Genomic DNA, 25,218 nt, shown 5'->3' with positions numbered 1-25,218 from the left:
AGCAGGGTCAGCGGCTCTGCAGCCGCAGATGCAGATCCCGCTCCTGGTCGCCGGAGGCCGTGCAGGTCTCCTCCACGGTGAACATCGAGTCCAGGGTGTGCCGGAACCGGTCCACGGCCCAGTAGCCGCCCTGGACGTCCGCCTGGACGGCCGCGCCGAGGTGGACCGGCGGGCAGCCCGGGCCACGGGCGTCCGCGACGTCGTACGTGCCGAGCCACACCATCGGCCGGACCTCGTGCAACTGCTGAGGGATCTCGTCCGCGCCCCGGTCGGACGCGAAGCAGGAGCTCAGCGCGTCGAAGACGAGGCGGGCGTCCTCCTTGTCACCGCTGATCTCCACCGTGACGGTTTCCGGATGCGACCGCTCCGTGGGTGCCATTGATCGCTCCTTTCGTGGCCGCGCTGCGGTGGAACGGGGTACCCCGCCGAACCGCGTCCATCCTCAGGAAAGCACCACCGGCCGGTCCGCACACCCCAGGCGGGCTCAGCCGCGGGAGAACTTGTACGTCTTGCTGTCGGTCAGGACGCAGAAGCCGGGCGACATGACGATCACGCGCAGGATGCCGGTGCGGCGGTCGTAGTCGATGCCCTCCGCCTCGAAGGCGCCCGAGCAGGAGCTGCGCAGCGGCAGCTGACGCAGGGCGGTGACATGGCCGGTGACGTCCGCGGAACCGCTGGGCGGGGCCGACAGGTCGATCTCCAGCAGCGGCTTGGTGAGGCCGAAGAGACTGCCGTCCGGGTCGTCGGAGGAGCACAGCAGGGTGGTGGGGCCGGAGAAGTCGCAGCCCTGGACGTCACGGACGGAGTGGTCCAGGTGGACCGCCGAGGCCTGCGGGAGGTTCGCGGAGGGCGAGGTGGCCGCGTTGACGCCGGGGGTCGGGAAGACCAGCAGGCGGTTCATCGTGCCCCACTCGCCCGAGAGCATCCACTGGCCGTCGGGCGAGACCGCGTCCCAGGAGTTGTTCAGGGCCTCGCCGGGGCTCAGCGTGTGGACGTACTCCGACCAGGTGCCGTCGGGCGCCTGCACGCGGTACATCTTCGAGTTGCCGGAGTCCTGCTGATAGGGCTCGATGTAGTAGCCGTTGTACGAGGCGTCGGGGTCGCCGACGTGGTTCCAGCCCCGGCTGGAGACGCCGATCGGGATCGTGCCGATGCCCGTGTAGCGGTTGGGGCTGTTCGCCGGGATCTCGACGGAGGTCAGCCCCTGGCTCTCGTCCAGCGGGCGGGCGCGGTCGGAGCCGGTTTCGGTCCAGGTGCCGGCCGCGGCGGCGGGCCCGGGTGCGGCGAGCGACACGACGGCGGCGGTGGCGAGGGTGACGAGTCCGGCGAGAACTGCGTGACAGCGTTGCCGGGCGGGCACGGGCATGGCCGACTCCTCGGACGGAGGGAACACAGGGCGGGAGACACTCGGTCGGCGGACAGTCTGGCGTGGCGCGATGGTCATGTACAGGCCAATGGAGCAACATGAGCGTGAACTCTCCCGGACCGCCGCACCGGCGTGCACGATGTCCGGGAGAGGCGTCCCGCCCCCGTGGCGGCTTCGGCGACGTGCACCGCTGGGGTGAGAGATGGTGGAGGTAACCGGCCGAGGCGTCGGAGAGTCGAGTGTGAGTGCGGTGGAACCAGGGGAGTCGGCACGGGGGACGACGTGCCGTGCCAACGGGCGAAGGCGGTGCATGGCATGAGTGCAGCCGAGGCTCCGGTGACGGAGGGCGGCGAGCCGGTGCGCGGGCCGGTGCCGCCCGGCGGTCTGCTCGACGTACTGGGCGTGGCCTCGGTGGTGCTGGACACCACCGGTCGGATCGTGCTGTGGAGTCCGCAGGCGGAGGAGCTGTTCGGATACAGCGCCGGCGAGGCCCTCGGCCAGTACGCCGCCCGGCTCATGGTCCACGAACGGCACTTCGAGCTGGTCGGCAAGCTCTTCGCCGATGTGATGCGCACCGGGCAGAGCTGGGCCGGCGGCTTCCCGATCCGGCACAAGGACGGCAGCACCCGCCTGGTGGAGTTCCGCAACATGCGGCTGCTGGACGACCGCGGTGACGTGTACGCACTCGGACTCGCCGCCGACCAGTCGACCGTACGGCGGCTGGAGCAGGACGTGGCGCTGTCCGAGCGGATGGTGAAGCAGTCACCGATCGGCTACGCCGTCCTGGACACCCAGCTGCGGTTCGTCTCGGTCAACCCGGCCCTGGAGAGGATCAACGGCGTGCCGGCCGCCGAGCACGTGGGCCGCACGCTGCGCGAAGTGCTCCCCATGCTGAACTCCGAGCCCGTGGAGACCGACGCCCGGCGGGTGCTGGACACCGGCGTGCCCGTGATCGACAACACGCTGGTCGGCCGTACCCCCGCCGATCCGGACCAGGACCACACCTGGGCACACTCGCTGTACCGGCTGGAGGACGCCACGGGCAACGTGCTCGGTGTCGCGGTCTCGGTGGTCGACATCACCGAGCAGCACCGGGCCTCGCTGGAGGCGGAGGCCGCCCGGCGCCGGCTCGCCGTCGTCGCCGACGCCTCGGCCCGGATCGGTACGACGCTGGAGCTGGACCGCACCGCCTGTGAGCTGGCCGAAGTCGCCGTGCCGGAGCTGGCCGACGTGGCCGCCGTGGACCTGCTGGACGCGGTGGTGGAGGGCCGGCGCAGCACGCTCGGCCCGTCGCAGGCCGCGGTGATCCGCGCCCTCGCGGTGCGCCCGCATGACGACTCGGACGCCGTACGGGCCGCCGACCCGCCCGGCCGGATCGCCCGGTACGCGCCCGACCGCCTGGTCACCGAGTGCGTGCGCTCGGGCGAGGCGGTACTGGTGCCGCACGTGAAGGACGACGACCTGCCGCGCATCGCCCGCTCCGCCGAGGCGGCCGAACTGCTCGGCCGGGCGGGACTGCACTCGTATCTCGCGGTGCCGCTGATCGCGCGCGGCGAGGTGCTCGGCGCCCTGGACCTCAAACGCACCAGCAATCCGGCGCCGTTCGACGACGACGACGTGCTGCTCGCCCGGGAGCTGGCCGCCCGCGCGGCCGTGCAGATCGACAACGCGCGCTGGTACCAGAGCGCCCGCAACACCGCCCTCACCCTGCAGCAGAGCCTGCTGCCCGGCCATCCGCCGGTCATGACCGGCCTGGAGGTGGCCTCCCGCTACCAGCCCGCCGGGGCCACCAGCGAGGTCGGCGGCGACTGGTTCGACGTCATCCCGCTGGAGGGCGACAAGACCGCGCTCGTGGTGGGTGACGTGATGGGCAGCGGGATCAGCGCGGCCGCCACCATGGGCCGGCTGCGCACGGCGACCACCACGCTGGCCGCCCTCGACCTCGACCCGGCGCTGCTGCTGGAGCACCTGGACAAGACGACTTCGGCCCTGGACCACTCCATCGCGACCTGCGTGTACGCCGTGCACGATCCGCATCTGCGGCAGTGCCGGATCGCCAACGCCGGCCATCTGCCGCCGGCCCGGGTCCGCCCGGGCCGGCCGCCGGAACTGCTGGAGCTGCCGACGGGAGTGCCGCTGGGGGTGGGCGGGGTCGAATTCTCCACCGTCACGGTCGACTTCGAGCCCGGCGACGAGCTGGTGTTCTACACCGACGGGCTGGTGGAGACCCGCCGCCACTCCCTGGACGAACGCCTGGACTTCCTGCTGTCCCTGCTCGATGACCCCGCCCGCCCGCTGGAGGAGACCTGCGACCTGCTCCTGCGGACCCTGCACCACCCGGACAACCACGACGATGTCGCCCTGCTGATCGCCCGGGCGCAGGAACTGCGCTGACGGCTACGGCAGTACGCCGATCACCACGTGCGCGGACAGCTCCTCCGACACCGCCAGACGGGTCGTCAGACCCGCGTCGGCCAAGGCCTGCACGGCTGCCGGTGCCTGGCGTTCGCTGGTCTCGGTCAGCAGACAGCCGCCCGGCGCGAGCCACTCGGGCGCCCCGGCGGCCACCCGGCGCAGCACGTCCAGGCCGTCCGCACCGCCGTCCAGGGCGACGCGCGGCTCGTGGTCGCGGGCCTCCGCCGGCAGCAGGGACAGTTCGGCGGTGGGGACATAGGGCACGTTGGCGGCGAGGATGCCGACGCGGCCGCGCAGTGCGGCGGGCAGGGCGCCGTAGAGGTCGCCGGTGTGGGCCCGGCCACCGAAGGCGGCGAGGTTGCGGCGGGCGCACCGTACGGCGGCGGGATCGATGTCGGCGGCATGCACCTCGGCACCGTCCAGGGCGGCGGCGAGTGCCGCGCCGAGCGCGCCCGAACCGCAGCACAGGTCCACGACCACGCTCGCGTACGGCGCCTGGGCCAGCGCCTGGCCGACCAGGAACTCGGTACGGCGGCGGGGGACGAACACCCCCGGTTCCAGGGTGATGCGCAGGCCGCGGAACTCGGCCCAGCCGAGGACCTGTTCCAGCGGGAATCCGGCGACGCGCCGGTCCACCATCGAGGACAGTTCGTCCGCGGTGCCGGCGGTGGCGAGGAGCAACTCCGCCTCCTCCTCGGCGAAGACGCACCCGGCGGCACGCAGCGCGGAGACGACGGCGGGGAGAGAGCGGGAAGATGACAAAGACGAAGAAAAGGACGAAGTAAAAGACGAAGAAGATGACGAAGCCGACATGGGGGCGACGAGCCTTTCGCGAGCGCGAGATCTTCAGAGCGCTCCCGCGGTCACCGCTGCCGGTGCACCGCGTCGTCCTGAGGAGAGAGCACCCTGGCTGACACAGCGGTGATGGGTCCCACCTCCTCGCGATCGGGGCCGCGGGCGTCCGCGACCGGACGGACACCATACCCCAACGGGGCGCTCCGGTCCGGGCGGAAAAACGCCTGGCGCGGTGGCGGGCCGGGCGGCTACGCTCGCCGCGATGAAGACTCACGCCTCTCAGAGATTGGGGGTCCCGTCCGCGCAAGGTGAGCGCTGATGCTCCCTTCCACCGCGTACGGGGGTTCCCGGCTTTTGTTGTGGCTGCGCGTACGCCGGTACGCCGTGCCACCGTCCATGATCGAACGTGCCACCGGCCGCCGTGCCGCAGGGGACTGGGCAGGTGCCTGCGCCGCCGCCCGCATCGACCTGGACCTCGATCTGCGTTCCCTCGCCCGGGCCCACGGCCGGGAGTTGGCGGCCCGGCTGCGCGCCGACCTCCGCCATCTCGCACCCGACCTGCTGCGCTGGCACATGCCGAGGATCGCGCCCGACGGATTGCTGCGTCCGGCCCTGACCCTCACCCTGGCCCGTTACGAGCGGCCCGGCCGGGCCGGCCCGCTGCATCTCGTGGCCCGTACACCGCCGTCCTGGGCGGACGCCGGCCAGCGGATCAGCCTCGCGGTGTGGGACCCGGCGCGCGCGGAGACGGGCGGCCATCCGCATCCGCACCCGAACCGGCGCTACCGGCTCGACCTGCACCGCCATCTGTGGGACGCCCGCAGGGCCGCCGAGCTGCGCGACCGTGCGGGGGCCGTGCCGCGCAAGCCCGATCCGCTCGGGCTCGTACCGCCGGTCCCCGGCTGTGCCGTCGGCCGGTGGGCGGCCGAGGCGGCCCTCCTGCTGGCCGCCGAGGGCCGCTCCACCGGCGCCCTTGCGGTACGGCTCGGCGGCCGGCGCCGGCTGGCGCTGGAGCTGGTGACGGATGCGGGCGGTGCCTCGGGGCCGGCCGCTCGCTCAACTCCGGCCGGCGAACACGGGTCTTGCCGAGACCCGGGCACCGACGGTGCCGCACGCGCGCTGCGCGTGGTGACACAGCCTCCGCCGGGCGGGTTCTCCACGCTGCCCGTGCTGCCCGACGCGGCGACCTGGGTGCTGCCCGACCTGGAACTGCTCCACGCCGGGCTGCTCGATCCGGGGCAGCTGCACCCGCTGGTCGCCGCCGCGCTGGCCCCCGGGCGGGAGCCGGCCGGCCCGGCGTACGACGTCGATCCGGCCGCGGGAGCCCGACGCGTGGAGTGCCGGGGAGCCACGCACCGCATCGGGCTGGTCGACGGCGTGCTGGCACCGCTCGATCACGACCCGGCCGAGCTCCGGCGGGAGGAGCTGCTGGCCGCGCTGGGCGGCCCGCCGCTGCCCTGTCTGCGGGCCGTCGACGAGGCGCACCGGCGTCCGGACTGCCTGGCCGGGGTCCGGGAGCGGCTGGACCACGGTGACACCGCCGGCGCCCTGGCCGTGGTCGAGGGCCTGCTGGGCCCCGGCGCGGTGCTGCGCGACGGTCCGCTGCGCGACGAACTGGCGGCGGCGGCCGAGCGGCGCATCAGCTACGGGCTGTACCGGGCCGGTCTGATGGGCTCCGGCCGCACCTCCGTCACGCGGCGCGACCGTACCGGCCGAGGCCGGCGCCCCACCCCGCGCCAGGACCGCGTCGTCACCTTCTTCTGAGCCCTTTTCTCTCCCGTTTCTTCAGAACCTCCTCTCGCTTCCGCCGACTTCACACAACAGGTGATTCCTTCATGCTCTCTTCAGTTCCCGCAGACCGCACCAATTCTCCCCAACTGGCCGTCGCCGAAGACCTGTTGACCCTGCTCCGGGACACCACCACCGAGCCCCGCGCCGACCTCCAGCTGGAGGCGCTGACGCTGGCCGTGACCGCCGACCTCCCGGTGCTGCTGTGGGGAGAACCCGGCATCGGCAAGACGGCCGCGCTGACCCAGCTCGCCACCGCGCTGGACCTGCCGTTGACCACCGTGATCGCGAGCGTCCACGAGCCGTCCGACTTCTCGGGCCTGCCCGTCGTAGGGGACGATCCCGCGGTTCAGGGGGTCCCGATGGCCCCGCCGGACTGGGCGGTACGGCTCGTGCGGGCCGGGCGGGGTCTGCTCTTCCTGGACGAACTGTCCACCGCTCCCCCCGCGGTGCAGGCGGCCCTGCTGCGGCTCGTGCTGGAGCGGCGGATCGGTGCGCTGCGGCTGCCGCCGGACGTGCGGATCGTGGCCGCGGCCAACCCGCGCTCCTCGGCGGCCGACGGCTGGGAGTTGAGCCCGCCGCTGGCCAACCGGTTCGTGCATCTGCAGTGGGCGCACGACCACGACGTCGTCGTACGGGGTCTGGGCGGGACCTGGCCGCGGGCGACCCTGCCCAGGCTCGCTCCCGAGCGGCTGCCCGAAGCCGTGGCCTTCGCACGGCGCGCGGTGTGCGCGTTCCTCGTCGCACGACCGGGGCTCGTGCACCGGCTTCCCGGCGGGGAGAGCCGCCGGGGCGGCGCGTGGCCGTCGCCCCGGAGCTGGGAGGCGACCCTGCGGCTGATCGCCTTCGCGACCGCCGCCGGTTCCTCGCGGGACGTGCTGTCGCTGCTGGTCCGGGGCACCGTCGGGGACGGTCCCGGCCTGGAGCTGCTGGCGAGTCTGGACCGGCTGGACCTGCCCGACCCGGAGACGCTGCTCGCCGACCCGGCGGGCGCCGAACTGCCCGAGCGCGGGGATCTGCGGCAGGCCGTGCTGGACGGGGTGGTGGACGCGATCCGCAAGCGTCCGGAGCGGGCCCGCTGGGACGCCGCCTGGGCGCTGCTGGTGCGGGCGATGGAGACCGGGGCACCGGACGTGGTGGTCGTCCCGGCGACCACACTGGCCTCCCTGCGCCGGGAGGACTGGGACGTGCCGGCTGCGGTCGAGCGGCTCGCCGGGGCGGTGTCGCTGTCGCGGCGGGCGGACGAGGCCGCCCGCCACACCGCGCGGACGGCCGGGGCCCGCCGATGACGGCGGACGCGCCCGGCCCGCTGGATTTCGGCAAGCTCTTCGCCGCGCGGCTGCACGCGGCCCGCGTCCGGCCGTACCTCGCGACGGCACTGTTCGCGCTGCGGCCGGTGGAGTCGCGGGAGGTGCCGACGATGGGGGTCGACCGGTACTGGCGGTGCTATGTCTCCGCGGCGTTCGTGGACCGCACGCCGGTGACGGAACTGGCCGCGGTGTGGGTGCACGAGGTGGCGCACCTGCTGCGCGACCATCACGGCCGCAGCGACCGCTTCGCCCGCGAGCACCAGCTGACCGGTCCCGCGGAACGACTGCGGATGAACATCGCCGCGGACTGCGAGATCAACGACGACGTGTTCGGCGACGGGCTGGTAACGCCCGAGGACGCCGTGACACCCCGGCGAGTGGGGCTGCCTTCGGGCTGGTTGATGGAGGACTACCTGCCCGGGTTCCGGCTCGGTCCACAGCTGGAGCGGCTGGCCTGGCTGGACTGCGGCAGCGGTGCCGACGGGCTGGACCGGGCCTGGGAACTGGGGCCGGACGGCGCGCACGGACTGAGCGAGCAGGAGCGGGACGCGGTCCGGTTCCGGGTGGCGCAGGGCATCAAGGGCAACCCGGGCAGCGCCCCGCAGGGCTGGCGGCGGTGGGCGGAGGAGGCGTTCCATCCGCCGCAGCCGTGGCGCCAGTTGCTGGGTTCGGCGCTGCGCTCGGCGGTCTCCGCACCGGGCGCGGGCGAGGACTACAGCTACGGCCGCCCGGCGCGGCGCTCGGCGGGGCTGCCCGGAGTCGTCCTGCCGAGTCTGCGGCGCAGGCCGCCCCGGGTGTGCGTGGTCGTCGACACCTCGGGCTCGGTCAGCGACGCGGAACTGGGCAGCGCGCTGCTGGAGGTGGCCGCGATCTGCCGGGCCGTCGGCGGTCGGCGGGACCTGGTCTCCGTGCTGTCCTGTGATGCGGCGGCCCGGACCGTGCAGCCGCTGTGCCGGGCGGAGGGCATCGAGCTGGCGGGCGGCGGAGGGACGGATCTGCGCACGGGGTTCGCCCGGGCGCTGCGCACGCGGCCCGACGTGGTGGTGGTCCTGACCGACGGTCAGACACCGTGGCCCGAGGCGCGGCCGTCCTGCCGGACGGTGGTGGGGCTGTTCCCCCGGACCGGCGGGTCGTACGACGAGAACGACCCCGACTACTGGCCGGACGCACCGCCGGCGTGGGCGCGGGTGGTGACGATCGGTTCGGCAAGGAGATGAAGGGCCGACGGCGTCGAAGCAGCCGGCATCCCCTGAGGGCGGACCGCGAACCGGCGGACAGCCCCGGACGGAAACCCCGACGGCGAGCGGAATGCCTGACGGCGAGCGAGCCGAACGACCGACGGCGATACCGAAACACCGGGCCGAACGACCGACAGCTGGGCCAACGGCCGGTGGCGGGCAAACGGCCGGTGGTGGGCCCAACGGCCGGTGACGGGCCGAACACCCGGTGACGGGCTCACGGCCGGTGATGGCAAAACAGTCGGCAGCCCATGAAGGCCGACCGCGGACCCGAAGACCGGCCACGGACCGAAAAGAACCGGCGGCGGGCGCATGGCCGGCGGCGGTCTGGAGGCCGGCGGCCGAGCGCAGGGGCCGACGTCGGTGTGGAGACCGACGGCCGGGCGGAGGGGCCGGCGGTGGTCGGGAGACCGGCGGCCGATTGGAGGGGCGGGAAGGCGGGGCGCTCCGGGAAGCCGTCAGGGAGCCCCGCCTGTCGCCGGGCGGTGTGCTCCCTGTCCTGGCCGGCCGGGGTCAGACGCCGACCGCCTCCTCGGCCTCTTCCTCGGCGGCCGCCTGCTCGGTGGCCCGCTCCGCCTCGCGCTCGGTGGGCGCCAGGGCCGGTGTGTCCGGCGCCTGCGTTGCGGTGCCGGCGTGGCCGGCCGCGTGCCGGGCCGTGCGGGGCCGCTCGTACAGGGCCGCGATCCCGGTCACGGCCAGGCCCGCCACCAGCCAGAGCGCGAGGGTCCAGACGTTGCGCGCGAGACCGTCGTTGCCGAAGTACAGCAGGCTGCGGGCGCCCTCGACGAAGCCGGCGCCGTTCCAGAAGGCGTGCAGGGTGCCGAAGAAGCCGTTCTGCAGCTCGGGGCGGAACAACCCGCCGGAGCTGGTGAAGTTGAGCATCACGAACAGCACCATCATGGTGAGCGTGGTCCACCGCTTCAGGAAGGTGTGCAGACCGACGCCGATGAAGAGGATGCCGGCCGAGTACAGCCAGGCCATGCCCCACACACCGGCGAGGTCGTGGTGCGCCAGGTGGAACACCGGTCCGGCGAGCAGCGCGCCGATGCCGCTGACCACGGCGGAGACACCGAGCGCGAGCAGTGCCCGCACCCGCATCGGCAGGCCCGCGCCTGCCGCACCGAGGGCCGCGACCGAGGCGTAGGAGCCGATACTGAGGGCGATCAGCAGGAAGAACAGGCCCTGGCCCGTGGGGTCGTCGGCGACCGGTTCGGCCACGTCGGTGACCTTCAGCGGCACCCTCTCCTTCGCGGCGACCGGGGTGAAGACCTTCTCCACGGCCGTCGCGCCCATGTCGGAGGCGGCGCTCGCCACCAGCAGCTCGGGAGCCTCGACGCTCGGCACATAGGCGCCGGTCACCTCGCGGGACTTCAGCAGGCCGACGGCGTCGGCACGGGTGGCGACCGTGCGGACGTCGAGCTTGTCCCCGGCGGTGTCCTTGACCGTCTGGGCGAAGACCTTGGCCTGCGGGGCGGTGCCGACGACGGCGACAGGCAGGTGGTGCGGCTCGGGGGTGACGAAGGCCCCCATGTACGCGAGCCCCATGCCTATGCACATCAGCAGCGGGGTGATCAGGTGCGTCAGCACATGGCGCAGTGCCGGTGACCTCATCGCGGGCGACCTCCAAAGGTTGGCTTATACAACTTCCCGTTCAAGTTGTACTATACAACTAGAACGCCGGAGGAGGTATTCCCGTGAACGCAGCGGAGTCGGCCGTCGAGGCGATCCAGCGCGAGATGACCATCTTCGCCCGCCGGGCGCGCGCCTCGGCGGGCCGTATGCACCCCGAGCTGTCGCTGGTGTCCTACACCCTGCTCAGCCATCTCGAGGAGCAGGCGGGCTGCCGTGCGACCGACCTGGCGACGCACTACGCGCTGGACAAGTCCACGGTCAGCCGCCAGGTGGCCGCGCTGGAGCGGGCCGGGCTGATCGAACGCCGCCCGGACCCGGAGGACGCCCGGGTCCAGGTGCTGCATCTGACGCATGCCGGCCGGGAGATCCTCGCCCAGGTCACCTGCAGGCGCCGCGCCGCGTTCCGTGAGCGGCTCGCCAACTGGCCGGAGGAGGACCTGGTGCGCTTCGCGGCCTACCTGGAGCGGTACAACGCGGGTCCCGGCGAGACCGGCTCCGCCTGAGCCCCCTGCTGTCCGCGTCCCCTCACGCCACCGGTACGGCGGCCCGGTCGTCCGCCGGCCGCTGCGGGGCGCGGGCCGCCAGGAACGCCGTACGACGCCGCAGCCGGAAGCCCAGGGACTCGTACAGCCGGATTGCGTCCGTGTTCTCGGCGCTCGTGTGCAGGAACGGCGTCTCGCCGCGCTGCCGTATGCCGTGGGCGACCGCGAGGATCAGCCGGGTGGCGAGGCCCTCGCCCCGGAAGGCGGGGTCGGTGCAGACCGCGCTGATCTCGGTCCAGCCCGGCGGGTGCAGCCGCTCCCCCGCCATGGCGATCAGTGCCCCGTCGCGGCGGATGCCGAGGTAGGTGCCGAGTTCGACGGTGCGCGGCAGGAACGGTCCGGGCCGGGTACGCGCCACGAGGTCGAGCATCTCCGGCACGTCCGCGGCGCCCAGGCGGACCGCCTCCGCGTCCGGCGCGGCGGCCAGGCCGTCGTCCACGAACTGCACGCCGTCCACCCGGAAGGTGGTCTCCCAGCCGTCCGGCAGTGCGCCGCGGTAGCCCGGCAGCGGGATCTCCGCGCCGGGACCGGCCAGCGCGGCCAGGTCCGCCCAGTCGCGCGCGTCCGGCTCCTCGGGCAGCGCCAGCCACGGGGAGACGTCGGCCGGGTAGCGCAGCACCCGGCCGCGCCGCTCGGCGAAGTGGGCGTGCGGGCCGGTCAGCGAGGCGAGGGCCGGGTTGTCGAGGACGTGCGGGGTGTCCGCGGCGCTCCGGTCGCCGACGCCCGCGCCGGCGGTGACGCTCACGCGGCCCCCTCGGTCACGGTCTCGCCGAGGGTGTGCCGGCCGGACAGCTTCTCGTTCTCCGGTCCGCCGTGCCGCGGGTGGACATACGCCTGGGGCATGCTCTTCCTCGCTTCTCTCGCGCTGTCACCGGTGTACCGGTGCCGGCATCGAGCGCAGGTGCCGGCATCGAGCGCTAAGGAGAAGCGTGGCGGCGCTATTCCCTGGCCCGGAAGAAGTTCATACGGGCGCAATGATCCAGGGGGTGACCAGGGACGGAGCACCCGGAGCGACAGCGTACGGTTGACGAATGAACGTCACGCGAGGCTTCACTGGCCGCCCGCGCGTCCACAACCCGGGGCTGCCGCCCGGGCAGTACGACGCGGGCGAGGACTGGCCCGTCCTGTCCGCCGAGGTCACCCCCGACCTCGCGCCGGCCGACTGGTCCTTCCGCATCGACGGACTGGTCGAGCGGCCGCACACCTGGGACTGGGACGCCGCGCACGCGCTGCCGGCCTCGGCGTACCACGGCGACATCCACTGTGTGACCGGCTGGTCGAAGTTCGGCGTGCGGTTCGGCGGTGTCTCCCTGGACGCGTTCCTCGATGTGGTGCAGCCCCATGGGTCCGCCACCCATGTGCTCGCGCGCTCCCACACGGGGTACACCACCAACCTGCCGCTCGCCGACGTCACCGGCGGGCGGGCCTGGATCGTCTGGGAGTACGGCGGCGAGCCGCTGCCGTCCGAGCACGGCGGCCCGGCGCGGCTGCTGGTGCCGCACCTCTACTTCTGGAAGAGCGCCAAGTGGATCGCGGGCCTCACGCTCCTCGACCACGACGAGCCCGGCTTCTGGGAGCGCAACGGCTACCACGCGCGCGGCAACCCCTGGGAGGAGCAGAGGTACTCCGGTGACTGACACGGCGACGACAAACCCGAGCACCCCGCTCGCTTCTCCGAACCCGGCAGCACCCACCGCCGCCCCGGACTCGGCCGCCTCCTTCCCGGCGACCGGCGCAGGCGTTCCCGAGAAGCGGTTCGCGGTGCCCGGGCGTATCGCTGTCAGCGAGCAGGTGGCGGCGGTGTGGCAGACGGCCACGCTGACGGAGATCCGGCGGGAGACGCCGCACGCGGCCACCTTCCGGCTGGCGGTGCCGGGCTGGGCGGGGCATCTGCCCGGGCAGCACCTGATGCTGCGGCTGACCGCGCCGGACGGCTATGTGGCGCAGCGTCACTACTCGATCGCGTCGGCACCGGATGACTCCGGGCACATCGAGCTGACCCTGGACCATGTGCCGGACGGCGAGGTCTCCGGCTGGTTCCACACCGTCGCCCGTCCCGGGGACACGGTCGAGGTCCGCGGGCCGCTGAGCGGGTTCTTCGCCTGGCCGGGCGACCGGCCCGCGCTGCTGATCGGCGCCGGTTCCGGGATCGTGCCGCTGATGTCGATGGTGCGGCACCACCGGCGGCGCGGCCTCACCGTGCCGCTGCGCATGCTGGTGTCCGCGCGCAGCCCCGAGGAGCTGATCTACGCCTCGGAACTGGACGCGGAGACGACGCCCGTGTTCACCCGCAGCGCTCCCGAGGGTGTGCCCGTGGGACGTATGGCGGCCGCACATGTGGCCCCGCTCCTGGCCGAGCAGCCTCCCGGTGGGTGGGAGGCCTATGTGTGCGGGTCCAACGCGTTCGCCGAGCACGCGTCCCGGCTGCTGGTCGCGGCGGGCCAGCCGGTGGACCGGATCCGCATCGAGCGCTTCGGCTGATCCCGGGGCGCGCACCGCGGCCGCTCGCGCGATCGTGGGGCGCATGGCGCGTTCCGTGCTCCAGACGGACTTGAACTCGCGGTTCGCAGCGTGAGCGAGGTGCTCCGTACGGGGTACGAGACGGGTGTGGACGCTCGTGTGCGTGAGCGGCGGGGGTGACGGGCCGCGGGAGCGGCTCGACGGCTCTCCGGCTCCGACCGTGCGAGGAGGTGGACATGCGTACCCGGGTGCGTGGCTGGCGCTGGCGGCGCAATCCGCTGCGGCGCCGCTCGGATCTCGTGGAGGCGTGGACGGTGTTGATCGTCGCCGTCCTGCTGTTCGTCGTCGCGCCCCTGGCCGGCGTGGCCGCGGGCCTGCGTGCGCATGACGAGGCCCGGACGCTCGCCGCCGAACAGCGGGCCCAGCGACACCAGGTGCGCGCGCAGGTGATCGGCGATCCGCCCGAGCGGGTGTCCGCCGTGCAGGGCGACCGCGAACACCCGTACCGCGCCGAGGTCCGCTGGACCGAGCCGGGCAAGGGTGCCCGGACGGCGTGGGCCCGGGTGCCGGCGGGGACCCGGACCGGCGACACGGTCTGGGTGTGGTTCGACGCCCGGGGCCGCGATGTCTCACCGCCGGCCGGCGATGCGGCGGTGTGGCAGCACGCCGTGACCGTGGGAGTGTGCGCGGCGGGCGGTGCGGCGGCCGTCGTCCTCCTCGGACACGCCGTCGAGCGCCGGATCGCGTTGCGCCACCGGCTGGCCGAGTGGGAACGGGAGTGGGCGCGCACGGGACCGAAGTGGACCCAGCCACGGACGTGACGGTGATTCCGGCCGCCGAGCGGGAGCAAACGTTTACTGGTCAGCCTCCGACCGTCCACTTACGGTGAGCTGACGCTGTTTCCTCCACAAAGGCGGTTGGTGATGGCCCTGTTCGACCTTCCCCTCGATGAACTGCGCACGCATCGCAGCGGGTCCATCGAGCCCGAGGACTTCGACGCCTTCTGGGAGAAGACCCTGGAGGAGGCACGCGAACACGAGCTGGACGCCCGCTTCGAGCCGGTGGACACCGGGCTGTCGACGGTCCGGGTGTACGACGTGACGTTCGCCGGTTTCGGCGGGCACCCGGTCAAGGGCTGGCTGCGGCTGCCGGCCGGAGCGAGTGAACCCCTGCCGCTGGTCGTGGAGTTCATCGGCTACGGCGGCGGGCGCGGGCTGCCGCACGAGAACCTGCTGTGGGCGTCGACGGGCCGGGCGCACTTCGTGATGGACACCCGCGGCCAGGGCAGCGCCTGGGGCGCCGGGGGAGGCACGGCGGACCCGGTGGGTGCGGCACCGGCGTACCCCGGGTTCATGACGCGGGGCATCGACGCGCCCGAGAACTACTACTACCGCCGGGTGTACACGGACGCCGTGCGCGCCGTCGAGGCGGCCCGCTCGCACCCGCTGACCGACGCGGCGCGCACCGTGGTGCTCGGCGCCAGTCAGGGCGGCGGCATCTCCCTGGCCGTCGGCGGCCTGGTCCCCGACCTGGTCGCGGTGGCGCCGGACGTGCCGTTCCTGTGCGACTTCCCGCGCGCGACGGTGCTGACGGACCGTCACCCGTATCGTGAGATCGGCCTTTTCCTCAAGACGCACCGTGGCCGCTCGGCTCAGGTGCAGCGCACGCTGTCCTACTTCGACGCGGTGCACTTCGCGGCGCGGGGCCGGGCTCCTGCGCTGTTCTCGGCGGCGCTGGAGGACCAGACCTGCCCGCCGTCGACCGTGTTCGCCGCGTTCAACGCCTGGGCGCACGAGGACAAGGCGATCGAGGTCTACGACTTCAACGACCATGAGGGCGGCGGCCCCTTCCACGAGGTGGAGAAGATGCGCTGGCTGAGGTCTTACGCCTGAGGCCGCGGGCGGCAGCGGGGCACTTCCCTCCAGTCCGACCAGTCGGTACGTTCGGGGGCACCCGGGTCGCGGTGTCGCGACCCGGGTTCCCGGCGACGACGGAGGTCCCATGTCCGCACACGAGACCCAGGTCCACGGCCACTGCGACCCACGCTTCGCGGCGGTGCGGGAGGCGTTCGAGGAGAACTTCCGTGAGCGCGGCGAGTTGGGCGCCGCCGTGGCGGTGACCGTGGACGGCACCACGGTGGTGGATCTGTGGGGCGGCTGGGCGGATGCCGCCGGCACCCGCCCGTGGGAGCGGGACACCCTGGTCAACGTGTGGTCGACCACCAAGGGCCCGGTGGCGCTGTGTGCACACCTGCTCGCCGACCGGGGGCTGCTCGACCTCGACGCGCCCGTGGCCAGGTACTGGCCCGAGTTCGCGGCGGCCGGCAAGGAGAAGGTGCTCGTACGGCATCTGCTGTCGCACCGCGCCGGCCTGTCCGGGCTGCGCGAGCCGCATTCCCTGGCTCAGTTGTACGACTGGGAGCTGACGACCGCTCGGCTGGCGGCGACCGAGCCGTGGTGGGAGCCGGGCACCCGCTCCGGCTACCACGCACTGACGTACGGGTTCCTGGTCGGCGAGGTGATCCGGCGGGTCAGCGGGATGCGGCCGGGGGCCTTCCTGGAGCGGGAGGTGACCGGGCCGCTCGGGATCGACTTCACGATCGGGCTGCCCGCGAAGGAGGCGGGCCGGCTGGCCGAGCTGGCCCACTCGCCGGCCGCGGGTGACAGTGAACAGGTGGCTGTCTTCAGCCAGTTGCCGCCCGCCGCGCTCGCGGCACTGACGAATCCCGTGGTCGGCGCGGCGCAGGCGAACACACCCGAGTGGCGGGCGGCGGAGATCCCCGCGGCGAACGGCCACAGCACCGCACGCGCGGTCGCGGCCCTGTACGGCGTCTTCGCCGGGCGCGGCTCCCACGGTGGGCGGCGTCTGCTGTCGCACCAGGCGGCGGAGCGGGTGCGTGAGGGGCAGGGCAGCTGCCGCGATCTGGTGCTGGGCGCGGGCTTCGCGGGCGAGACCGAGGTGGGGCTCGGTCTGTGGCTGAGTGGTCCGCAGGGTTCGTACGGCCCGAACCCGCGGGCTTTCGGTCATGACGGGTTCGGCGGTTCGTGCGGGCTCGCCGACCCGGAGGCGGGTGTGGCGCTGGGGTATGTGATGAACCGGATGGGGCCGCGTATCGCCAACGACCCGCGGAAGACGGCGTTGATCGACGCACTGTACAGCGCGCTGTGACCACGGCATCGCGCGGGTGGGTTTCGGCCGAACCGGCAGGCCGCTCTTCCCTTGTGGTTTAGACCAATGCTAATTGTGGTCGCGCAACGAGCCCGCACGACTACGTCTTGTCACAACAGGAGGGCGCGGCATGGCCCGCACCACCCCGCACGAACCCGCCCAGAGCGACGACCGGCCCCTGTACGGGCGCATCGCTGCGCTGCTGCTCGACGAACTGCGCGACGGCACCATTGCGCCGGGCGAACGGCTGCCGGGCGAACGGCACTTGGCCGCGTACTTCCAGGTCAGCCGGGAGACCGTCCGGCAGGCGCTGGAGGTGCTGCGGCGCAGCGGTCTGGTCGCCACCGACCGGCGGGGCAGCCATGCCGCGCTGCCCGCCCGGCCCGTCCAGGAACAGGGGACGCCGGCCTTCCCGCTGGGATCCCGCTCGGCGGACCCGTGCGCGGTCGACCGGGCCACGGTGACCTGGCAGACTCCGCCGCCGGAGCACGCGCGGGCGCTGGGCCTGGCCCCGCACCGGCCCACGCTGGTGCACCGCTACCGGTCGGCCACGCCGGACGGCCGTTCGCTGCGGACGGCGGTGACCTCCTTCTCGGCGGTGGCGCTGGCAGAGGTCGAGGAGCTGGCCCGCTACCGGGACCGGGCCGACGGCGCCACGCCCGCGCATCTGCGGCGGGCCTACGACTGGATGCGCAAGGCCGGTCTGTCGCTGCACCACCGCGACTCCATCACCCAGGTGGACGGCGCCTCCTCGGTACGGGTGACCCGGCGGGTGCACGACCAGTACGCCCGGCCGCTGGAGATCACCGATCTGGTGGTGAACGCCGAACGGGACGCCCTGGTCTACGAGTTCACGCTGCCCGCGGCGGGCTGAGCCCGCCGGGCCTCGACCAGCCGGGCCCGTGGGCTGCCGTCGCAGCGCCGCCCGAACTCGGGCAGAGCGTGCAGCTCGACGGTGAATCCGGCGCGCTCCAGCTCGCCGAGCACGTCGCCGAGGCGGACGGCCCGGTAGTACATGACGAACGGCGGCCGCCACAGTGCGTTGCGCACCCGCATCACCGCGTCGAAGCCGAGCAGCACCCAGAAGCCGGGCTGCTTCGGGCGGGGCGGGGCGAGCACGGGGAAGGCGAACCGGCCCCCGGGCCGCAGCACGGAGTGGACCTGGGCGAACAGTCCGGGCAGCTCGCGCGGCAGGAAGTGACCGAACGCCCCGAAGGAGACCACGAGATCGAAAGCGGCCCGCAGCGGCAGGGCACGGGCATCGCCGCGCACCCAGGCGACCTCGGGTCCGCCGGCGGGCCGCACCCGGTGCCGGGCGACATCGAGCATGCCCGCGCTGAAGTCGACCCCGGTGACGCTCCGACGGCACAGCCCGGTCAGCACCTCCACGCCGGCGCCCGTGCCGCAGCACAGGTCGAGCCCGTCCTCGAACGGCCCGAGCGGGGCCAGCGCCTTCGCCACGGACTCCAGCACCCGGTCGGAGGTCCGGAAGGGGGTGTGGTCGAACTTCGGCGCGAGCAGGTCGTAGCCGTGCTCGACGGACGACAGCGCCTGGACGGCCAGTTCACGCAGACTGGGGCCTTCGGGACCGAACATCTCCTCAGCCTAGGGCCACCCGCTCGGCGATGACCGCGAGGGCCCGCTCGCACCAGCGCAGATTCTCCTCCTCGAAGGCGATCCCGGCCATCAGGGTGAGGTAGGGGCCGACGCGGTGGGCCTCGCGGAGGTACGCCTCCTCGGTGCGGCCGTCGAGGAGGCGGGCCTGCACCCGCCGGTAGCGGTCGAGCTTCCCGCGTGCCCAGCCCCTGCGCTCCTCGATCAGCGCGCGGGTGACCTCGGGGTCACCGCCGTCCATCGCCTGGATCTTGATGAGGAGTTCGTCACGGATGGCGGTGGGCCGCTTCGGCGGCTCGGCGGCGAACGCGCCCAGCTCCGCCCGGCCGGCCTCGGTGAGCGTGAACATCCGCTTGTTCGGCCGCCGTTCCTGCTGCACCGTCCGGGCCTGGACCAGCCCGTCCCGGGCCAGGCGCTCCAGCTCCCGGTAGAGCTGCTGCGGGGTGGCGGGCCAGAAGTTCGCGAGCGAGACGTCGAACGCCTTCGACAGCTCGTAGCCCGAGGCCTCACCCTCCAGCAGGGCGGCCAGGACGGCGTACTTGAGCGACATATGGACAGGCTAGCAGCAGTTGAATAATGTCTTCCGCACCTATTCAACAAATTTACTATGCGAGGTGGTTCGATGCGTGCGTTCCGCGAGGCAGTGGAGGCCGGGGACATGGACGCCGTCGAGGCGCTGCTGGCCGAGGACGTCGTCTTCACCAGCCCCGTCGTCTTCAAGCCGTACCCGGGCAAGGCGATCACCGCGGCGATCCTGCGCGCGGTCTCCCAGGTGTTCGAGGACTTCCGGTACGTCCGCGAGATCGGCGACCCGGCCGGCTCCGACCACGGGCTGGTCTTCACGGCCCGCGTCGGCGACCGGGAGCTGACCGGCTGCGACTTCCTGCACGTGAACGAGGAAGGCCTGATCGACGACTTCATGGTGATGGTCCGCCCGCTGTCCGGCGCCCAGGCCCTCGCCGAGGCCATGGGCGCGCGGTTCGACGAGATCGCCAAGGAGGCGGAGACACGGTCGGCATAGCCCGGCCCGGCGACACGAGGGGCCGGCCGGCGGCCGGCCCTTCGACCGGCCCTGGCCGACGAGTAGGCGTCGGCACACGGGGAGCCGGTCCGGCACCGGCTGCGCGGCGACTGCCCGCAGCGGTGGCATCACACAGCTGACGGAACTTCAGTTCCCGGGAATGTCCGTGGACGCCGTCATGTTGACTCCACCGAACGCACCGGTATAGTGCGATCAGCGCGTGTGCGTGTCCTCTCGTACGGACACCGGCGCCGCTTTCTCTCCACCAGCCCCTCGGCCGAGGCTTCCGACCGGCCCGGGCTTCTTCTCTGCACCACCTCGTGACCAGGGCGTCCGCGCCGAACCCGAGGTGCCGTTCCCGCCGCCCGGAGGCAGCTGTCAGCGCCTCCCGCTCGCGGCCTCTCCCCCTTCCCACCGCCTTCTTCCGTCCGCAGGAGGACGCACTCTCTTCCGTCCGCGAAAGGACCTCCTCCCATGACCACCACACTCGAACACCCTCCCGCGGTCCAGCAGACCCCGGCCCCCCGGCTCATCACCGGTGTCCTCGACATCGACGCGCACGGGAAGGGGCATCTGCGGCCCGCACACCTGCTCGCCTCCCCCGCCGACCCCCAGGTCCTGCCGGCCCTGATCCGGCGCCACGGGCTGCGCAAGGGCGACCTCGTCGAAGGCGCCCGGGGCGACCGGCGCGCCCTGACCGAGGTCACCCGCGTGAACGGACGCGACCCGGCGGACCTGCGCGGCCGGCGCCACTTCCGCGACCTCACCCCGCTCCATCCCCACGACCGCATCCGCCTCGAACACCCCGCGTCCGGGCCGGCCGGTCGGGTCGCGGATCTCTTCGCCCCCGTCGGCAAGGGCCAGCGCGGACTCATCGTGGCACCGCCGAAGAGCGGCAAGACGGTCCTGCTCCAGCAGCTCGCCGCCGCCGTGGCCGGCAACCATCCCGAGTGCCGTCTGATCGTCCTGCTGCTCGACGAGCGTCCCGAAGAGGTCACCGAAATGCGCCGCTCGGTGCGTGGCGAGGTGTACGCCTCCACCTTCGACCGGACCCCCAAGGAGCACATCGCTCTCGCCGAACTCGTCGTCGAGCGGGCCAAGCGCCTGGTGGAGGCCGGCGAGGACGTCGTCGTCCTGCTGGACTCGCTGACCCGGCTGTGCCGGGCCCACAACAACGCCTCCGCCGCCGGCGGCCGTACGCTGAGCGGCGGTGTCGACGCGGGCGCGCTGCTCGGTCCCAAGCGGCTCTTCGGCGCCGCGCGCCAGGCCGAGGAGGGCGGCTCGCTGACCGTCCTCGCCACCGTCCTGGTGGACACCGGCTCCCGCGCCGACGGCTACTACTTCGAGGAGCTGAAGAGCACCGGCAACATGGAGCTGCGGCTCGACCGGGAAGCCGCCGCCCGTCGCCTCTTCCCCGCCGTGGACCTCGACGCCACCGGCACCCGGCGCGAGGAACTCCTGCTCACTCCGGCCGAGTTGACGGCCGTACACGGCCTGCGCCGCGCCCTGCGTTCCCGCGAGAGCGGCCCGTCCGGCCTGGAAACCCTCCTGGAGCGGCTGCGCTCCACCCCCGACAACGCCGCGTTCCTGCGGCAGATCCTGCCCACCCTGCCCACCGGCTGAACCCCGCCCGCGGGCGTGCCGGGGTGCGGCATCCGGGTTGCTCCGATGGGCCGAACGGCCCCGACAGCGCGAGCGACGGCGACCCCGTTCGTACGTTGATCATATGTTCACAGCCCTTTCTCATCGGGCGGCCGTGTCGGCCTGTTCCCTGTGCGTGGCGGGCGTGCTGGCACTCGCGCCGGCCGCCGCCGCTGCCGGGCCCCGTGCCGGCGAGCCCGCACCGCCCGGACCCCGGGCGGCGATGCCCGGGCCGTCCCTGCTCTACCGCTCCGGCCCCCAGGTCCGGCCGCGCCGGGGCGCGCCCGAGGTGCCGGAGGTGTCGGCGCTGTCCTGGGTGGTCGCCGACGCGGGCAGCGGGGAGGTGCTGGCCGCGAACGACGCGCACCGCAGGCTGCCGCCCGCGAGCACCCTGAAGACGCTGTTCGCCCTCACCGTGCTGCCGACGCTGCCCGCCGGGATGCAGCACACCGTGCGGTACGAGGAGCTGGCGGACATCGGTCCGGGCAGCAGCCTGGTCGGCGTCGAGGAGGGGCACTCCTACCAGGTGGCCGACCTGTGGCGCGGGGTCTTCCTCAGCTCCGGCAACGACGCGGTGCACGTGCTCGCCTCGCTGGACGGCGGATGGGCGGCCACGGCCGCGCGGATGCAGGGCAAGGCACGCTCGCTCGGCGCCCTGGACACGCATGTCGTGTCCCCCGACGGCTACGACGCCCCCGGCCAGGTGTCCTCCGCCTACGACCTGGCGGTCTTCGGCCGGGCCGGACTGCGCAATCCCGACTTCGCCCGCTACTGCTCCACCGCCGAGGCACAGTTCCCCGGCGAGGGTTCGTCGTACGGCATCGAGAACACCAACCGGCTGCTGACCGGTGAGGACGGAGTGGCCCCGTATCCGGGGCTGATCGGCATCAAGAACGGCTACACCACCGATGCGGGCAACACCCTCGTGGCCGCGGCCCGCCGGGGCGGGCGCACGCTGGTGGTGACCGTGATGAACCCTCAGGAGGGCGGCGGGCTGACCGTGTACGAGGAGGCACGCCGGCTGCTCGACTGGGGCTTCGCGGCGGCCGGGCGGGTGGATCCGGTCGGCTCGCTGGACGGGCTGCGCCCCAAGTCGTCCCCGGCGTCCGCCGCCGCACCGGTGGCCGCGGCCACCGCACAGGACGACGACTCGGACTGGTCGGGCACCGCCGTCGTCGTGGGGCTGTCGGGGCTCGGCGCGGGAGCTGTGGCACTTGCGCTGCGGGCCAGGGGCAGCCGGGCCGGGCGCGGCTGACCCGTCGGCAGCCCGAACAGCAGGCCCAGCGTGATCCACGTGTAGGTGTTGCTGCCGAGGAAGCCGCCGATGCCGGAGGCGTCGTCGAACCACAGCCAGACCACGCTCGTGCACAGCACCGCGTACAGGACGGCCGCGATCCGCCGGCGACCGGCGCGGACCAGTACGGCGAAGGACGGCAGCAGCCACACCAGGTGGTGCACCCAGGTGATGGGGCTGACCAGGCAGGCCGCCGCCGCGGTGAGCGCGAACGCCGCCGTCCAGTCGCCGGCCGACATCGCCCTGCGGGCCCGCCACGCCCAGACGCACAGGGTCAGCAGGACCACCGTCGCCCACAGCGGGCGGCCCGGCTCACCCAGACGGGCCAGCACGCCCTGGAGCGACTGGTTCGACACATAGTCGAGCCGGCCCACCCGGCCGGTGTCCCACAGCGCCTCGGTCCAGTAGAAACGGGACGCCCCGGGGTCCGCCCAGACGGCCAGCCCGGTCGCCGCGGCGGCGACGGCCGTGGCGAGGCCGGCCGACCGGCGCCGCCCGGCGAGCAGCAGCAGGCCGATGAACAGGGCGGGCGTGAGCTTCACGGCGGCGGCGAGCCCGATCCCGGCACCCGCCCAGCGCTCCCGGCCGGTCGACAGCAGCAGGCAGTCGCCGAGGACGAGGGCGAGCAGCACCACGTTGACCTGGCCGAAGCTGAAGGTGTCCCGCAGCGGCTCGAACAGAGCGAGCAGGCACAGGCACAGCGACCACCGGTACCAGCCGTGCCGCCGCCAGTCCGGCCCGGCCAGGCTCCGCAGGACCACCGCCAGCGCGGCCAGGTTGACCAGCAGGGACGCCACGATCGCCGAGGTACGGCCCAGCAGGGCCAGCGGCAGCATGGCGAGGGCCGCGAACGGCGGATAGGTGAAGCCGTACGAGGTGCCCGGCACCTGGTAGTCGTAGAGCCGGCCGCCGTGGTGGACCCAGGTGTGCACGGTGCCGTAGTAGACACGCAGGTCGAAGAAGCCGCGCAGCAGCGGCACGGTGGCGGTGAAGACCGTGACGGCCGCGACGAGGGCGAGAACGAGCAGCGCGCGTGCGCGGTCCGTACGGGGGCGCAGCGGGCCGCTCACGCCGTGCGTCCCGGCGCCGGGGCCTGAGCCGCCTGGTGGGCCTGCCACAGCACGACCACACCGAGCACCCCGCCGGAGACGGCGAGCACCAGCTGGCCGGGGTCGGCCGGGCCGCCGCTCGGCAGGACGGCGAGGGCGAGGACGCCGGCCAGGGCCGCGACCCGGTGCCGCACCGAGGTGTCGGGCGCACCGGCGGCGATGAGGAACAGGCCCCACAGCACGTACCAGGGGCGGATCGCCGGGCCGAACACGGCGACCGTCAGCAGGCTGAGTCCGAGCGCGTACTCCGGTCTCAGGCGCAGACGGAGCCATATCAGTGCCACGGCGACGGCGGTGGCCGCGAGCCCGAGCAGGTGCCACGCCGGGACGGCCAGCGGGGCCAGGCTGCTGCCGAGGTGTTCCAGCAGCGCTCCGGTGGCGCGGCCGGCCAGGCTGGTCAGGGCCCAGTTCTGCGGGGAGACCGGGGTGGCCAGGGCGCCGATCCAGCCGTAGCCGGTGCCGGCGACTGCGGTGGCGGCGACCGTGGTCAGGGCGGAGGCGCCCGCCGTGGTCAGGGTGGCCGGCAGCGGGCGGCGGCCGGAGCGGATCTGGAGTGCCAGGACGGCGAGGAGGCCGAGGGCCGCGGGTGCCTTGACCAGCGCGGCGAGGGTGACGAGGACGACGCCGAGGGCGGGCCGGCGACCGCGCGCGGCGACCAGTCCGAGACCGAGCAGGCCGAGCATGAGGGCGTCGTTGTGGGCACCGGCCACCAGGTGCAGCAGGACCAGCGGGTTGAGGGCGCCGAGCCACAGGGCGGCGGCCGGGTCGGCACCGCTGTGCCGGGCAAGGCGGGGCAGCGCCGCCGCCATCAGGGCCACCCCGAGCAGGGCGAGCAGGCGCATGCCCAGCAGCCCGGCCGGGAGCCGGCCGCGGGTCAGGCCCGCGAGGGCGGAGGCCACGGCCAGGAAGGCGGGGCCGTAGGGGGCGCCGGTGTGCCGCCACATGGGGGCGACCTCGTCGGCGAGCGGACCGCCGAGCACGGCGGGCCCGTGGGCGTAGACATCCATGTGGGCGTCGGCCATGGCGCCCTGCGCGAGGTAGCTGTAGACGTCCCGGCTGAACAGCGGCGGGGCGAGCAGGAGCGGGGCCGCCCACACGGCGAGCACCAGCAGCAGGGCGCGCGGGGTGGGCGGCTGGGGGACGCGCACCAGGCGGCCGAGGAGCACCCAGGCCGCGATGAGCAGCACGACACCGAAGTACACCCCGACCAGGCCGAGCGCGACCCGCGCGGAGGCGGGTGCCAGGAGGTCCTGTACGGGCAGGGCACCGGCTGTCTCACCGCCCAGCGCGAGGACGGCGGTGCCGGCCAGCCCGAGCAGCCGGCAGCGGCGGAGATCGACGGGAAATGCCATGGCCAACACTGGTTCAGCGTGTCGACGCCGGGTGGCCGGAAGGCGACACTCCGCTCACCTGCGGGCGACCCGCGTGTGACGGGCGTGTGTGCGCCGCCGTGCCCGCGGCGTGCGCGAGCATGACCGTATGCCGATGTGGATCCGTGTGTACGACGATGACCAAGATCTTTGGCGGTACTTCGAGGGCGACGAGGAAGGGCGCGTGACGCGGCAGGTGGATCTGCGGGGTGAGGACGGCACTCCGGTGACCGCCGCCTCCCTGGAGGAGGTGCTGCGGTTCCAGGAGCGGTCGGACTTCGCCACGATGGGCCGTTACCTGCGACGGTACGGTCAACTCGCCGAGGGCAGGCTCGCGTCCTGGCACGGAGCGTGGCCCACCGACGAGATCCCGGCGGAGGAGTTCGAGCGGGTGTGGCTGGACGCCCGGCGCGTCCTCGGCTCCACCGCTCCTCACCCGGACGGGTACTGACCGG

The 25,218-nt window shown here is 73.6% G+C and carries 23 protein-coding genes and 1 pseudogene; 15 read left to right on the top strand and 9 right to left on the bottom strand.

Annotated elements, in window-relative coordinates:
* Nucleotides 1-7: 7 nt before the first annotated feature.
* Together ACZ41I_RS06620 and ACZ41I_RS06615 are read right to left on the bottom strand one after the other, a co-directional pair.
* The gene (locus ACZ41I_RS06620; RefSeq protein WP_363220772.1) at nt 8-379 is read right to left on the bottom strand and encodes a hypothetical protein; all 372 of its coding nucleotides are present in this window, start codon (nt 377-379) and stop codon (nt 8-10) included.
* Nucleotides 380-484: 105 nt separating this feature from the next.
* Nucleotides 485-1,366, bottom strand: coding sequence for a hypothetical protein (locus ACZ41I_RS06615; protein WP_468317954.1), 882 nt, complete (start codon nt 1,364-1,366; stop codon nt 485-487).
* Between the two features lie 315 nt (nt 1,367-1,681).
* Here ACZ41I_RS06615 and ACZ41I_RS06610 point away from each other — a divergent pair, with 315 nt between their 5' ends.
* Nucleotides 1,682-3,760 (top strand): SpoIIE family protein phosphatase, encoded by a 2,079-nt coding sequence (locus ACZ41I_RS06610; RefSeq protein WP_468513337.1) that lies wholly within the window; start codon nt 1,682-1,684, stop codon nt 3,758-3,760.
* A 3-nt stretch (nt 3,761-3,763) separates the two neighbouring features.
* Here the strand turns inward: ACZ41I_RS06610 and ACZ41I_RS06605 are convergent, their stop codons facing one another.
* Nucleotides 3,764-4,594, bottom strand: a complete 831-nt coding sequence (locus tag ACZ41I_RS06605; RefSeq protein WP_468513336.1) for a putative protein N(5)-glutamine methyltransferase — start codon at nt 4,592-4,594, stop codon at nt 3,764-3,766.
* A 300-nt stretch (nt 4,595-4,894) separates the two neighbouring features.
* Between ACZ41I_RS06605 and ACZ41I_RS06600 the strand changes: the two genes are divergently transcribed.
* The 3 genes from ACZ41I_RS06600 to ACZ41I_RS06590 all read left to right on the top strand — a co-directional run bounded on the left by ACZ41I_RS06600 (nt 4,895) and on the right by ACZ41I_RS06590 (nt 8,891).
* A complete protein-coding gene (locus ACZ41I_RS06600) occupies nt 4,895-6,340 on the top strand; it encodes a hypothetical protein (protein WP_468513335.1) in 1,446 nt (481 codons plus the stop codon).
* Nucleotides 6,341-6,411: 71 nt separating this feature from the next.
* Entirely contained in the window at nt 6,412-7,653 is a 1,242-nt protein-coding gene (locus tag ACZ41I_RS06595) for an AAA family ATPase (protein ID WP_468513334.1), read from the top strand.
* Nucleotides 7,650-8,891 (top strand): vWA domain-containing protein, encoded by a 1,242-nt coding sequence (locus tag ACZ41I_RS06590; protein WP_468513333.1) that lies wholly within the window; start codon nt 7,650-7,652, stop codon nt 8,889-8,891. The genes ACZ41I_RS06595 and ACZ41I_RS06590 overlap by 4 nt, the downstream gene beginning before the upstream one ends.
* A gap of 534 nt (nt 8,892-9,425) precedes the next feature.
* Here the strand turns inward: ACZ41I_RS06590 and ACZ41I_RS06585 are convergent.
* Nucleotides 9,426-10,523, bottom strand: coding sequence for an ABC-2 transporter permease (locus ACZ41I_RS06585; RefSeq protein ID WP_468513332.1), 1,098 nt, complete (start codon nt 10,521-10,523; stop codon nt 9,426-9,428).
* Between the two features lie 125 nt (nt 10,524-10,648).
* Here ACZ41I_RS06585 and ACZ41I_RS06580 point away from each other — a divergent pair, with 125 nt between their 5' ends.
* Complete coding sequence (locus tag ACZ41I_RS06580; protein ID WP_468513438.1) at nt 10,649-11,047, top strand: MarR family winged helix-turn-helix transcriptional regulator; 399 nt, start codon at nt 10,649-10,651, stop codon at nt 11,045-11,047.
* Nucleotides 11,048-11,069: 22 nt separating this feature from the next.
* Here the strand turns inward: ACZ41I_RS06580 and ACZ41I_RS06575 are convergent, their stop codons facing one another.
* Nucleotides 11,070-11,831, bottom strand: coding sequence for a GNAT family N-acetyltransferase (locus tag ACZ41I_RS06575; protein WP_468513331.1), 762 nt, complete (start codon nt 11,829-11,831; stop codon nt 11,070-11,072).
* Nucleotides 11,832-12,117: 286 nt separating this feature from the next.
* Here ACZ41I_RS06575 and ACZ41I_RS06570 point away from each other — a divergent pair, with 286 nt between their 5' ends.
* From ACZ41I_RS06570 to ACZ41I_RS06545, 6 genes are all read left to right on the top strand, one after another.
* Complete coding sequence (locus ACZ41I_RS06570; protein ID WP_468513330.1) at nt 12,118-12,723, top strand: sulfite oxidase-like oxidoreductase; 606 nt, start codon at nt 12,118-12,120, stop codon at nt 12,721-12,723.
* Nucleotides 12,724-12,847: 124 nt separating this feature from the next.
* Nucleotides 12,848-13,567, top strand: a complete 720-nt coding sequence (locus ACZ41I_RS06565) for a ferredoxin reductase (RefSeq protein ID WP_399763507.1) — start codon at nt 12,848-12,850, stop codon at nt 13,565-13,567.
* 215 nt (nt 13,568-13,782) lie between these two features.
* Nucleotides 13,783-14,367, top strand: a complete 585-nt coding sequence (locus tag ACZ41I_RS06560) for an Rv1733c family protein (RefSeq protein ID WP_399762692.1) — start codon at nt 13,783-13,785, stop codon at nt 14,365-14,367.
* A 102-nt stretch (nt 14,368-14,469) separates the two neighbouring features.
* Nucleotides 14,470-15,438, top strand: a complete 969-nt coding sequence (locus ACZ41I_RS06555) for an acetylxylan esterase (RefSeq protein WP_468513329.1) — start codon at nt 14,470-14,472, stop codon at nt 15,436-15,438.
* Nucleotides 15,439-15,547: 109 nt separating this feature from the next.
* On the top strand, nt 15,548-16,714 hold the full coding sequence (locus ACZ41I_RS06550; protein WP_468513328.1) for a serine hydrolase domain-containing protein: 1,167 nt from the start codon (nt 15,548-15,550) through the stop codon (nt 16,712-16,714).
* A 130-nt stretch (nt 16,715-16,844) separates the two neighbouring features.
* Nucleotides 16,845-17,588, top strand: coding sequence for a GntR family transcriptional regulator (locus ACZ41I_RS06545; RefSeq protein WP_468513327.1), 744 nt, complete (start codon nt 16,845-16,847; stop codon nt 17,586-17,588).
* On the opposite strand, the gene ACZ41I_RS06540 is transcribed toward ACZ41I_RS06545, so the two are convergent.
* A complete protein-coding gene (locus ACZ41I_RS06540) occupies nt 17,558-18,310 on the bottom strand; it encodes a class I SAM-dependent methyltransferase (protein ID WP_468513326.1) in 753 nt (250 codons plus the stop codon). The two genes, ACZ41I_RS06545 and ACZ41I_RS06540, sit on opposite strands and share 31 nt — an antisense overlap.
* Nucleotides 18,311-18,314: 4 nt before the next feature.
* Entirely contained in the window at nt 18,315-18,878 is a 564-nt protein-coding gene (locus ACZ41I_RS06535) for a PadR family transcriptional regulator (protein ID WP_363220085.1), read from the bottom strand.
* Nucleotides 18,879-18,950: 72 nt separating this feature from the next.
* Here ACZ41I_RS06535 and ACZ41I_RS06530 point away from each other — a divergent pair, with 72 nt between their 5' ends.
* The 3 genes and pseudogenes from ACZ41I_RS06530 to ACZ41I_RS06520 form a co-directional block, all read left to right on the top strand.
* Entirely contained in the window at nt 18,951-19,349 is a 399-nt protein-coding gene (locus ACZ41I_RS06530) for a nuclear transport factor 2 family protein (protein ID WP_363220084.1), read from the top strand.
* Nucleotides 19,350-19,823: 474 nt separating this feature from the next.
* Nucleotides 19,824-20,972, top strand: a complete 1,149-nt coding sequence (gene rho / locus ACZ41I_RS06525) for a transcription termination factor Rho (RefSeq protein WP_468513325.1) — start codon at nt 19,824-19,826, stop codon at nt 20,970-20,972.
* A gap of 103 nt (nt 20,973-21,075) precedes the next feature.
* Nucleotides 21,076-21,909: pseudogene (locus ACZ41I_RS06520) on the top strand (D-alanyl-D-alanine carboxypeptidase family protein); the annotation flags it as partial.
* A gap of 59 nt (nt 21,910-21,968) precedes the next feature.
* Here ACZ41I_RS06520 and ACZ41I_RS06515 read toward each other — a convergent pair.
* Together ACZ41I_RS06515 and mptB are read right to left on the bottom strand one after the other, a co-directional pair.
* Entirely contained in the window at nt 21,969-23,354 is a 1,386-nt protein-coding gene (locus ACZ41I_RS06515; protein WP_468513324.1) for a glycosyltransferase family 87 protein, read from the bottom strand.
* A complete protein-coding gene (mptB, locus tag ACZ41I_RS06510; RefSeq protein WP_468513323.1) occupies nt 23,351-24,745 on the bottom strand; it encodes a polyprenol phosphomannose-dependent alpha 1,6 mannosyltransferase MptB in 1,395 nt (464 codons plus the stop codon). Before mptB ends, ACZ41I_RS06515 begins: the two co-directional genes overlap by 4 nt.
* Before the next feature lie 202 nt (nt 24,746-24,947).
* Between mptB and ACZ41I_RS06505 the strand changes: the two genes are divergently transcribed.
* Nucleotides 24,948-25,214, top strand: a complete 267-nt coding sequence (locus ACZ41I_RS06505; RefSeq protein ID WP_399762710.1) for a hypothetical protein — start codon at nt 24,948-24,950, stop codon at nt 25,212-25,214.
* Nucleotides 25,215-25,218: the final 4 nt, after the last annotated feature.

The organism is Streptomyces sp. NPDC030799 (assembly GCF_055572255.1).
Note: the sequence above shows the minus strand (reverse complement) of the source record. Positions and strands in the feature narration are given on the sequence as shown.